12 protein-coding genes are annotated in these 10350 nt (G+C 71.7%); 5 read left to right on the top strand and 7 right to left on the bottom strand.

Annotation, left to right across the window (positions count from 1 at the left end; all coding sequences use genetic code 11):
- Nucleotides 1–339 (bottom strand): hypothetical protein (locus Vau01_RS64535; protein ID WP_203988081.1); only part of this gene is annotated, 339 nt, incomplete at its 3' end.
- Nucleotides 340–471: 132 nt separating this feature from the next.
- Here Vau01_RS64535 and Vau01_RS05745 point away from each other — a divergent pair.
- A complete protein-coding gene (locus Vau01_RS05745) occupies nucleotides 472–1326 on the top strand; it encodes a hypothetical protein (RefSeq protein WP_203988079.1) in 855 nt (284 codons plus the stop codon).
- A gap of 11 nt (nucleotides 1327–1337) precedes the next feature.
- Nucleotides 1338–2030 carry a hypothetical protein gene (locus tag Vau01_RS05740; protein ID WP_203988077.1) on the top strand — a complete coding sequence of 231 codons (693 nt, stop codon included), beginning with the start codon at nucleotides 1338–1340 and terminating at the stop codon, nucleotides 2028–2030.
- Here Vau01_RS05740 and rpsD read toward each other — a convergent pair.
- A complete protein-coding gene (gene rpsD, locus Vau01_RS05735; protein ID WP_203988075.1) occupies nucleotides 2027–2635 on the bottom strand; it encodes a 30S ribosomal protein S4 in 609 nt (202 codons plus the stop codon). The two genes, Vau01_RS05740 and rpsD, sit on opposite strands and share 4 nt — an antisense overlap.
- A gap of 59 nt (nucleotides 2636–2694) precedes the next feature.
- Between rpsD and Vau01_RS05730 the strand changes: the two genes are divergently transcribed.
- Nucleotides 2695–3174: a hypothetical protein gene (locus Vau01_RS05730; RefSeq protein ID WP_203988070.1), complete on the top strand. Its 480-nt coding sequence runs from the start codon at nucleotides 2695–2697 to the stop codon at nucleotides 3172–3174.
- Here Vau01_RS05730 and Vau01_RS05725 read toward each other — a convergent pair.
- Nucleotides 3160–5427: a putative bifunctional diguanylate cyclase/phosphodiesterase gene (locus tag Vau01_RS05725; RefSeq protein WP_203988069.1), complete on the bottom strand. Its 2268-nt coding sequence runs from the start codon at nucleotides 5425–5427 to the stop codon at nucleotides 3160–3162. The two genes, Vau01_RS05730 and Vau01_RS05725, sit on opposite strands and share 15 nt — an antisense overlap.
- Nucleotides 5428–5528: 101 nt before the next feature.
- Here Vau01_RS05725 and Vau01_RS05720 point away from each other — a divergent pair, with 101 nt between their 5' ends.
- Together Vau01_RS05720 and Vau01_RS05715 are read left to right on the top strand one after the other, a co-directional pair.
- Nucleotides 5529–5861, top strand: coding sequence for a hypothetical protein (locus Vau01_RS05720; protein WP_203988067.1), 333 nt, complete (start codon nucleotides 5529–5531; stop codon nucleotides 5859–5861).
- On the top strand, nucleotides 5858–6649 hold the full coding sequence (locus Vau01_RS05715; protein ID WP_203988065.1) for a class I SAM-dependent methyltransferase: 792 nt from the start codon (nucleotides 5858–5860) through the stop codon (nucleotides 6647–6649). Before Vau01_RS05720 ends, Vau01_RS05715 begins: the two co-directional genes overlap by 4 nt.
- A 12-nt stretch (nucleotides 6650–6661) precedes the next feature.
- Here Vau01_RS05715 and Vau01_RS05710 read toward each other — a convergent pair whose 3' ends face one another.
- From Vau01_RS05710 to Vau01_RS05695, 4 genes are all read right to left on the bottom strand, one after another.
- Nucleotides 6662–7639, bottom strand: coding sequence for an MBL fold metallo-hydrolase (locus Vau01_RS05710; RefSeq protein ID WP_203988063.1), 978 nt, complete (start codon nucleotides 7637–7639; stop codon nucleotides 6662–6664).
- Between the two features lie 7 nt (nucleotides 7640–7646).
- Nucleotides 7647–8642 carry an aldo/keto reductase gene (locus Vau01_RS05705; RefSeq protein ID WP_203988061.1) on the bottom strand — a complete coding sequence of 332 codons (996 nt, stop codon included), beginning with the start codon at nucleotides 8640–8642 and terminating at the stop codon, nucleotides 7647–7649.
- Between the two features lie 77 nt (nucleotides 8643–8719).
- Complete coding sequence (locus Vau01_RS05700; RefSeq protein ID WP_203988059.1) at nucleotides 8720–9799, bottom strand: hypothetical protein; 1080 nt, start codon at nucleotides 9797–9799, stop codon at nucleotides 8720–8722.
- Complete coding sequence (locus tag Vau01_RS05695; protein ID WP_203988058.1) at nucleotides 9796–10311, bottom strand: SigE family RNA polymerase sigma factor; 516 nt, start codon at nucleotides 10309–10311, stop codon at nucleotides 9796–9798. Before Vau01_RS05695 ends, Vau01_RS05700 begins: the two co-directional genes overlap by 4 nt.
- Between the last annotated feature and the right edge of the window lie 39 nt (nucleotides 10312–10350).

The raw sequence follows: 10350 nt of genomic DNA, 5'->3' as shown, positions 1-10350 counted from the left end.
CGGTGGCCCGGATGCGGGTGGCGGGCCGGGGTACGGCCGGCCGGCGGGCGGCGGCCCGGGGTAGGGCGGTCCGGATGCGGGTGGCGGGCCGGACGGTGGCGGGCCTGCGGGCGGTGGCGGGCCCTGGTACAGCGGGCCGTCGGCCGGCGGTGGCGGTGGCAGCTGTGCGCCCGCGGCCGGCGGAGGTGGCGGCGGCGCCTGCGGAGGGGCCGGTGGCGCCGGCGGTGGTTGGCCGGGGATCGGTGGTGGGGGAGGCGGCACCGGGCCCTCAGGCGGGCCGAACGTCCCGTCCGGTGGTTGCTCGGGCTGCTGTTGTGGATCGTGTGCGGGAATTGTCATCTTGTCTCCCCCCGTCGGCGAATTTAAATCTTCCCCTATGCCGATAGGATGACAATCTGTATCACGGCTACACACGCGGCCGGAGGTCAGCGGGGGATGAACACGAAGACTCGGGAACGGCGTCGAACGATTATGGCCAGGTTTGTCGCACTGGTCGTGGTGTGCATGTCGTTGTTCCTGCCCGGCCCGCGGGCGGCGGCCGCGCCGCAGGAGATGTGCTCCGCGCAGATCGCGGCGGCCGAGGCGCTCGCGGCGCAGATCGCCGCCCACAACGCGGCACCGCACGTGTTCGAGCTGCCGCGGCAGGCGGCGGCGTACGCGGCCTACAACGCGGAGGCCGCCGCGCTGGAGGCGCGTAAGGCGCAGGTCCAGGCGGCGCTCGCGGCGTGCGCGGCGGCCATGTCGGCGCTCGAGAGCGCCAGCAACTCGTCGCTGCCGTTGCGGCCGGTGCCCGAGACGACGCGGGTGGCGCTCGAGAACGCGATCAAGAATATTCCGGCGAACTACACGCCGCCGCCGGCACCGGCGTCCGGCAAGGCCTGGCGGGTGCCACCCACGTCGGAGATCAAGCCGGTGTACGACATCCTGCGGGCCGGCAACCCGGGGAACGTCGGCAACGTGCGGCTACAGGGCCAGCCGCGTCCGCGCGTCGGCGATCGGGATCCGGCGTACGCGAACCGTACGATTCCGCTCTCCCGGTCGGGCAACGGCCCGGCGGTGTCGCCGGACCACATCATTCCGCTGTCGGAGATCGTCAGCATGCCGGGCTTCCACCGCCTGACGCCGATGAACATGTACGCGGTCACGCGCGCGCCCGTCAACCTGCAGTGGATGTCGAGCAAGGCGAACTGGTCGAAGTCGTCGAGGAGCGTGGCGAACATGTCCGGGGTCGACCCGGCGTGGCAGGCTGCCCAGGTGCAGTTGGAAATCCGTACGCGGCAACAACTGCAGGATCTGATCACGAAGCTGCTGGCTTCCCAGGTCTGACGGAGCGTGGCATGACCGACTTCGACACCGCCGATCTCGACGTGTCGGTGGAAGCCTGGGCGTTGACGTTCGTCGAGCCCGGCGGACCGGCGCCGGACCGCCTGCCCCCGTCGTGGCGGCCCGTCCTCGAAGCGGCCGATCCCGGTACGCGGCGCGACGCCGCGCTGGCGTTGTGGAACCCCGACCTGCTCGCGCTGATTCCGCAGTTCGCCGACGCGCTCCGCCACCACTTCCTCGACGTGCGGGTGGGCGTCACCGACGAAGGCATCCCAGCGCTGGCGTACGTCGCACCGGGCCTCTCGCCGGGCGAGTTCCACGTGTGGGTGGGGTACGCGCCGGAGGCGTTCGGCGAGGAGCCCCAGTTCTGGAGCAGCTTCGCCCCGCCGCTGCAGACGTTCCTCCGCACGGTGCATGCCGGGTTCACGTGCGAGACCCGGACCTCGTTCGGCCCGTGCCGGCCCGCGTACATGGAGACCGTCGCCGAGCAGGCCGACTCCCCGGACGGCATTCCGGGCTGGGAGGACGAGGTCGACATCCCGTCGACCCGGCTCCTGATCATCACCGAAGACGGCGGCATCCTGCATTACTGCGTCTCGCCGGACCTGAGGCCCGATCAGCTCGCGCTGGTCGAGCCGGGCGAGGCCGAACCGGTCGACCTCGGGCCCGCGCTCGACAAACTGCTGATGTGGCGGCTGGAGAACTAGCGGGAGTAGAACTCCACCACCAGTTGGGTGTCGCAGATGACGGGGACCTCGGTGCGGACCGCGGGACGGAGCACCGTCACCTTCAGGTTGGGGAGATCGGCCGACAGGTACGGCGCTGACCTCGCCGGGGCGTGTGCTCCCGCGGCGGCCACCTGGAACGGCGTCTTCTCGCGGCTGCGCTCGGCGACCTCCACGACGTCGCCGGCGCGGGTGCGGAACGACGGCTTGTCCACCCGCCGGCCGTTGACCACGATGTGCTGGTGGCTCACGATCTGCCGGGCCTGGTAGATCGTGCGGGCGAGGCCCGACCGGAGCACCACCGCGTCGAGGCGCTGTTCGAGCAGCGCGATCAGGTTCTCGCCGGTGGCGCCTTGGCGGCGGGCGGCCTCCTTGAACGCGCGGCTGAGCTGGCCCTCGCTCAGGTTGTACTGGTGCCGGAGGCGCTGCTTCTCCATGAGCCGCACGGCGTAGTCGCTCTGGTTGCGGCGGCGCCGGCCGTGGACGCCGGGCGGGAACGGGCGCTTCTCGAAGTACTTCACGCACTTGGGCGTCAGCGCGATGCCCAGGGCTCGCGAAATTCGAACTTTGGGCCGGGACTGGTTCACCGACGAACTCCTCTAAGGTTAGGCTTGCCTAACTCATCCTAGAGGAACGGAGGGCGCCCGTGTCGATCAGCCTCGTCGAGATCGCCCGCACCCTGGCCACCGGTCACGTCCTGGGCGTGGTGCACGTCAACGGGCACCGGGGCCGGTTGCGGGTGCGGCACGCCACGCCGGCCGACGGCGCCCCGCTGCTGCTCACGCGGTCCACCGGCACGCTGGCGGCGGCGCTGGTGCCGCCGCCGGGCGAGTGCGACACGGCGGTGGTCCTGTCGGTCGACGGCCACCGGCCCGATCTGCCCGGTCGGCTGTGGCTGAGCGGCTGGGCGGAACCGTTGGCGGGCGAGGCGGCCCGGGCGGCGGCGTTGGAGTACGCGGCGGTCAATCCCACCGAGGACCTGCTCGGCGTCGGTCGCGGGCACGCGCTGTACCGGGTCGAGGTCGGCGAGGTCCGGCTGGCGTTCGGGTCGAGCCTGGTCGAGCTCGACGTCGACGAGTTCCGCGCCGCGTCACCGATCGCTTTTGATCATTCAATGATGGGCTAACGGCATGTCGAGGCCATGGAGGGCTTCGGCGTCGGCGGTTCCGGCCAGGGTGGACGCGGCGGGGCGCGGCCGCCCGAAGTAGAAGCCCTGCGCGACGTCGCAGCCCATCAGGCGGAGCAGTGCGGCCGACTCGAGATCCTCGACCCCCTCGGCGACCAGCACCAGGCCCAGCGAGTGGGCCAGTTCGATGGTCGAGCGGACGATCGCCGCGTCGCGGTCCTTCGTCGCGATGTGCCGCACGAACGAGCGGTCCAGTTTGAGCTCCTGCACGGGCAGGTCGCGGAGGTAGGCGAGCGAGCACTGGCCGGTGCCGTAGTCGTCGATCGAGAGCTTGATGCCGAGCGCCGACAGCGCGTGGAGCGTCCGGTTCGAGCGTTCCGGGTCGACCATGATCATGGTCTCGGTGAGCTCCAGGATCAGCGCGTCGGCCGCGACCCCGGCCTCCATCAGCGCCGCTGCCATGTGGTCGACCAGGCCCTCGTCGAGCAGCGACGTCACCGACAGGTTGACCGAGACGGTCGCCGCCGGGTCGGTGTCGCGCCACTGCCGCACCTGCACCAGCGCCGACCGCAGCACGTGCCGGGTCAGCGCCGGCATCAGCGAGTTGTTCTCCGCCGTCTGCACGAACCGGTCGGCGCCGAGCAGCCCGCGGACCGGGTGCTGCCAGCGCACCAGCGCCTCGGCGCCGACCACCCGGCCGGCCAGGCTGCACTTCGCTTGGTAGTACACGACCAGCTGTTGCGGGTCGGTGTGCAGCACTTCGCGGAGTTCGGCGATCAGTTGCAGCCGTTCGCGGCTGTTGTCGTCGCGGTCCGGGTCGTAGCGGGCGTGCCCGGTGTGGTTGACCTTCGCGTCGTACATCGCCACGTCGGCGTGGCGCATGAGGTCGGTGCGGTCCAGCGAGTCCACCGGCGCGCAGGCGATCCCGATGCTCGACTCGACCTGGAGGGAGAGCCCGGCCACCGAGATCGGCGCGCTGATCGCGGCGGCGATGTGCTCGACGCACACCAGCACGTCGAAGTCGGCGTCGCGGCCGGGCATCAGCACGCCGAACTCGTCGCCGCCGAGCCGGACCAGGATGTCGCCGGCCGTGATCGTCGTGCGCAGCCGATCGGCGACGGTCAGCAGCACCTCGTCGCCGATCGCATGGCCGAGCGAGTCGTTGACCTCCTTGAACCGGTCCAGGTCGATGAGCAGCAGGTACGCGAACTCACCCGGGCCCAGGCCGGCCAGTTCCGTCTCGATCGTCTCGTAGAGCATCCGGCGGTTGCCCAGCCCGGTCAGCTCGTCGGTGCGGGCCTCCAGCCGCACCCGGGCGATGTCGACCACCGCGAGGAACCCGTCGATGATCCGGCCGGTCGCGGCCACCAGCGTCGCGGCCGCGACCAGGACCACCGGCAGCGGCAGCGGCCGCACCGACGCGAAGACGAGCACCCCGATCGCGACCAGCACCGACAGCAGCGGCGCGGTGAGCATCCACGGGCTGTCGACGCGCACGTCGGACCCGCGCTGCGGCCGCCACACACCGATCGCGACGACCGCGAGCCCGGTCGCCCACAGCGCGTCGAGCGGCGTGCCGACCACGTAGTCCCCGAGCGCGACCCGGTACGTGTAGACGGTGTCGGCGACCGCGAAGATCACCAGGCCGGCGCCGATCCAGCCGTGGAAACCGGGCGCCCCGCCGCGCAGGACCAGCACGCCGATCACCATCGCGACCAGCGTCGCGTCGCCGACCGGGTAGGCGGCGGCGATCACCAGGTGCAGGACGTCGTCGGTGCCGCGGGTCGTGCCGGACACGACCGGCACGGCCACCGCGCCGGCGAGCGCGGCGGCGCCGAGGAACGTGACCAGCCCGTCGAGGATGAGACCGCGGCCGACCTTGCGGTTGCCGGCCCGGACGCCGAGCAGCAGGCCGAGCGCGGTGAGCGGATACATGACCAGGTAGCAGACGTCGGCGGCCGACGGCGACGGCATCGGGTCGAGGCCGGATATCCAACTGTCGTAGAGGATGTCGCCGAGCGCGTACGTGCCGATGCCCAGGGCGATGGGCCAGCTCCAGGGCCGGTCGGCGGGCCACCGGACCCCGCGTAGCGTCACGATGATCGCCGAGACGACCAGGGCGCCGTCGCCGAGCACACCGTCGCGGACGGTGTCGGCGATGATCCTGACGGGTACCAGGAGCAGGACGACGTACGCGAGCACCACGACGACCTGGACGCACAGGAGCGCCCTGATCGCGCGTGCCCAGGTCACGCCGCCGGCCAACCGCAACACGCTGCCTAAATCGGTCGGCGCCGCGCGATTCTGGACGGTTTCGTCATTGTGGTGGCGGAAAAAATCGCGAGACTGATCCTGTGACCCGAGTGACGCACCATCCCCGGCTTGCCTGGGACGGCGCGATGATGTTCGTCGGCGCCGCCCACTTCGACGATCTTTACGGCTGGCTCGCCCCGATGTTGGGCGACCTCCTCGGCGCCGACGCGCTGCGCGCGCTCGCCGAGACCCGCTACCAGCTGACCTACTCCACGCGCACCGACGCCCAGCCCGTCGAGGCCGGGCGGTGGCGGGTGCGGCTGGAGGGGCTGCTGGACCACGACCCGGCCCTGGCCGACCCGCTGGCCGAGCTCATCTACGAGACGCGCATCCGCCTCCGCGAGCTCGTCCCGCCCCTCGGCGTGGCGGGTTGACCGATTTCGCGTCCTTCGAGCGGGCCGGCTGGGCCGAGAAGGCGGCCGGCTACGACCGCCTGCTCGGCCGCGTCACCGCCCACGTGACGAACGACGTGCTCGACGCGGCGGGCGTCTCCGCCGGCAGCCGGTTGCTCGACGTGGGCTGCGGGGGCGGTGCCGCCTGCGGCGCGGCGGCCGAACGTGGCGCGATACCCGTCGGGGTCGACCTCGCGCCGGCGATGGTCGAGCTGGCCCGGGAGCGGTATCCGGAGCTCGACTTCCTGGTCGGTTCCGCATCGGACCTTCCCGTGACCGGCCCGTTCGACGCGGTGATCGGCAACTTCCTCGTACACCACCTGGCCGAGCCGGAGGCCGCGGTCGGCCGGTTCGCCGAGGTGCTGGCGCCCGGCGGGCGGTTGGCCCTCACCTCGTGGGACGAACCGCACCGGAACCGGCTGGTCGGCGTCCTCGCGGAGGCGATCGCCGCGGTCGGCGCGCGACCACCGGCCGGACTTCCGCCCGGCCCGCCGTTCTTCCGCTTCGCCGACCACGACGAGTTCGCGGCGCTGCTCGGCGGCGCCGGGTTCACCGGCGTCTCGGTGGTGACGATCGCGTTCCCGCACCGGATCGCCGGGCCCGACGAGCTGTGGAACACGCTGATCTCGGGCACGGTGCGCACCGCCGCAGTGGTCGAGGGCCAGCCGGACGACGTGCGGGCGGCGATCCGGGCCGAGTTCGACCGGCTGGTCGCCGAGCACGGATCGTCCGTCCCGGTGTCGGTCACGCTGGCCGCCGGCCGGTCATAGGACGCCGGCCGGTCACAGTTCGAAGCGGCTGCCCACGGCGTTGGGGGTGAAGGCCGCGGGCATCGCGGCCGCGAGCGCGTGCTGGGCCTGCCACGACGTGCAGTGTGCGGGCACGACCACGGCCGGCGCCTCGGCGGTGAGCAGCTGGACGCTGGGTGCCACCGTCGGCCCGGGGCGGAGGTGGAAGCCGCCGAGTACGGCATGGAGGCGGTCGACGCCGGTCAGTCGCTTGGCGTGGCGCACGATGTTGACGATGCCGGCGTGGCCGCAGCCGGTCAGCACCACCAGGCCCTTGTCGCGCACGTGCAGCACCACCGCCTGGTCGTCGTGCACGAGCTGGTCGGGCACCCACTCGCCGTCCCGGTACGCCTGGTGGGCCGGCGGCATACCGGTCTCGAACGGGGTGGTGCGGTCGACCTCGCCGGTCACCAGCAGCCGCCCGTCGAGCAGGAACGAGGGCTGCCGGTCCTCGACGACCGTGAAGCCGGCGCCCTCGATCGCCGGCCGGCTCGGCGTCGGGAACTCGAATATCCCGTCCGGGCCCTTGATCCGCCGGCGCAGCCAGAAGTCCGGGTGCAGCAGCACCGGCAGGTTGGCCCGGCCGAGCCGGCGGGCCAGCCCGTCGAGGCCCATGACGTGGTCGAAGTGACCATGACTGAACACCACGGCCTCGAAGGTGTCGGGCGGGATGCCGAGCCGGTCGAGGTTGCCGATCAGGCCGTCCGGGGTGATCCCGGTGTCGAACAGCACCCGCCTTCTCCGGTCGCCGTCGACCAGTTCGACGAGCGCGGAGAACCCGTGCTCGGCGCGTAGGAAGTCCACCGCCCTGCCGCCGAGGGACATCCCGTTCGGCACCACGGGCAGCGGGCCGGCCGTGCCGGCGAGGCCCCAGCGCCGCACCAGGCCCTCGTCCGGCAGCAGCGCGTCGGACGAGTTGTCGATCAGCGTCGTGACGTGGACGCCGTCGACCGGTTCCAGCGTTATCCGCATCCGGTCATCATGCGCTGTCCTCGAGGTGTTGGAACTGTTCGTCGCTGAGACGGACGTCGATCGCGGGCACGATCGTCTCGAACTGCTCCCAGGTGCGCGGGCCCATCAGCGCGAACGCCTGCGGGTCGCGCCGCTTCAGCAGCCAGGCCAGGGCGACCTGGTTGGCGGTGGCGCCGAGCTCCTTCGCGACGGTGTGCACGGCGTCGAGCGCCTTCGCGTTGCCGTACAGCGGCCAGAACCGGTGACCCTGGGGATCGGGGCTGTCGTAGAGGTTCGCCAGGATCGGCGAGTAGGCCACCAGCGACACGTCGCGGTGATCGCGCAGGTAGTCGAGCATCTCCTCGCCGGCCGACGACGTGTGGTTGGTGCCCGGGTGCTGCGGCAGGTAGCTGTACCGCTGCTGCACCGCCACCGGCGACGGCCAGCCGTTCTGGGCGGCGAGTTGCCGCACGCGGTCCAATCGCCAGGTGCGGACGTTGCTCCAGCCGATGAAGCGGGCCTTGCCCGCGGCGACCACCTCCGCGAGGGCGGCGAGCGTCTCCTCCAGCGGCGTCTTCCGGTCGTCGACGTGGACGTAGTACAGGTCCACGTGTTCGACGCCCAGCCGCTTCAGGCTGCCGTCGATGCCGCGGCGGACGGTGTCGGCGCCGGCGCCCTCGAACCGGACGTTCGCCCAGATTTCCTCGCCCTGCAGGCCGGAGGCGTGCAGTTCGGGGACGTTGACCGGCAGCCCGGAGACCTTCGTGGCGAGGAACGTGCGGTCGCGGTTGCCGTTCCGCGCGAGCCATTTCGCGAGGAGCTGTTCGCTCTCGCCGCCGCTGTACTGCGGGCCGCCCCACCACATGTAGCAGTCGGCGGTGTCGAGGAAGTCGCCGCCGGCGTCGGTGAACGCGTCGAGCATGCGGAACGAGGTGGCTTCGTCGGTTGCCGTACCCATCTGCATGCAGCCAAGCCCGAGCTGACCCACCCGGACGCCGGTGTTACCGAGTTCGATCTTCTCCATGCCATCGACGCTAGGTGTTAGAGCGCACTCGAACGCAAGGAGACGGCGACCAGACGGTCGCCGTCTCCTTGCGAAGCTCAGCCCCGGCTGCCCTTGGCGCCCGGGTTGACCGTGACGCCCTCGGCCATCCGGAACAGGTCGGCGTCGCTGATCTTGAGGTTCACCGGTACCTGGATGGCGAGCACGTAGCCGTTCGGCTGCGCGATCATCAGCATCGTTCCGCCGTCGTCCTGCGGCACGAGCTGCGCCTTCCGCCCGTCGATGGTCAGCGGCCACGACGCGGATTCGCCCCCGCCGTCGGCGTTGAGGATGAAGCCCAGCTTGTACTGGAAGTCGCCGGGGGACGACGCCTGGCCCGGCAGCCGGAAGATCATGTCGCTCGCGTTGACGGTGTCGAGCTCCACGCCCTGCGGCAGCTCCTTGAACGAGAACGGCGCGGTGACCGTCGACTCGACCCGCGTGAGCCCGTTGGCGTAGGCGATCACCTTCTCGTCCGGGATGTTCCCGGCGACGATGACCATCGAGGTGCCGTCGGGCTCGGTCCAGGTCAGGATCGTTCCCGGGTGCGCCCGGTCGGTGGGCTTGCCGAGCTTGCCCGATACGCCGCGGACCTGCACGGTGGCGTCCTGGCCCGCGGTGACGAAGTCGCCCGGATCCGAGCCGATGTACAGCGTCAGCATCGGCTTGCCGTTGCTGTCGCCGTCGGGGGAGTGCATGATCATCGGCTTGCCGTCGAAGAGGGGTGCGGCCGGCGCGAGCCCGTCGATCACGCCGGTGGGCGCCGTGAACGGCACCTTCGGCACGGTGAACGTCGGCGGGCCGAGCACGGCGGTGGTCGGCGGCGGCGGGGTCTGCGTCCCGCCGGGACGCGACGGCTCCGGGCTCGGCGGGGTGGTGCCGGTGCCGACGGGCTTCGTCGCGGCCGGGCCGCCGGCCTGCTCACCCGGGCCGTCGCCGGGCAGCAGGCCGGTGACCACCGGCACGCCGGCGACGCCCAGCAGCACCGCCGCGACGCCGGCACCGGCCGTGCCGACGCGGCGCCGCCGCCGGATCAGCCGCGAGCGGGTGTGTACGCGGGTCAGCAGGCCGGCACCGGCCGGCGCCGACTCCGCGTGGTCGGACAGCGTGTCCCGCAGCAACATGTCGACTTCGGTCACTGTTCTCTCCTGGTGGTGATGTTCTTGTCGCTCAGAGTGGCGCGCAGGCGGGCCAGCGCCCGCGACGCCTGGACCCGCACCGTCACCGTCGAGCAGCCCAGCAGGGCCGCGATCCGGTCGTCGGGCAGGTCTTCGTAGAACCGCAGCACCAGCACGGCCCGCTGCTTGCGGGGCAGGGTGGCCAGCAGGTTCCACATCTCGTCGCGGGCGGCCAGCGAGTGCTCGCTGCCGTCGGCGGCGGTCTCCGGCACCTCGGCGACCGGCTGCTCACTGCGCGCCGACCGCCGCCGCCACCACGAGATGTTCTGCCGCACGAGGGCCGTGCGGACATAGAATTCGGCGCCTTCCGCCCGCTCGATGCGGTTCCACCGTTGATGGACCCGCGCGAGTACCTCCTGCACGAGATCCTCGGCGCGGTGCCGGTCACCCGTGAGCAGATACGCGAAGCGGAGCAGCGCCGGACCCCGGTTGACCACGAAGTCGTCGAAACTGTCGTTCCTGGCCTCGGTCAAAGCGCGTCCCTTCGTTTTCCGGTCTCGACTGGTACACGC

This window comes from Virgisporangium aurantiacum (assembly GCF_016863635.1).
In the GTDB taxonomy this organism is placed as follows: Bacteria; Actinomycetota; Actinomycetes; order Mycobacteriales; family Micromonosporaceae; genus Virgisporangium; species Virgisporangium aurantiacum.
The sequence above is the reverse complement of the archived record's forward strand: the minus strand, read 5'-3'. Positions and strand labels throughout refer to the sequence as shown.

What these genes read in the sequence shown, in the direction of transcription:
- Vau01_RS05745 (WP_203988079.1), top strand. Translation starts at nt 472, where the DNA reads ATGGCCAGGTTTGTCGCACTGGTCGTGGTGTGCATGTCGTTGTTCCTG.
- Vau01_RS05740 (WP_203988077.1), top strand. Translation starts at nt 1,338, where the DNA reads ATGACCGACTTCGACACCGCCGATCTCGACGTGTCGGTGGAAGCCTGG.
- Vau01_RS05710 (WP_203988063.1), bottom strand. Translation starts at nt 7,639, where the DNA reads ATGCGGATAACGCTGGAACCGGTCGACGGCGTCCACGTCACGACGCTG.
- Vau01_RS05705 (WP_203988061.1), bottom strand. Translation starts at nt 8,642, where the DNA reads ATGGAGAAGATCGAACTCGGTAACACCGGCGTCCGGGTGGGTCAGCTC.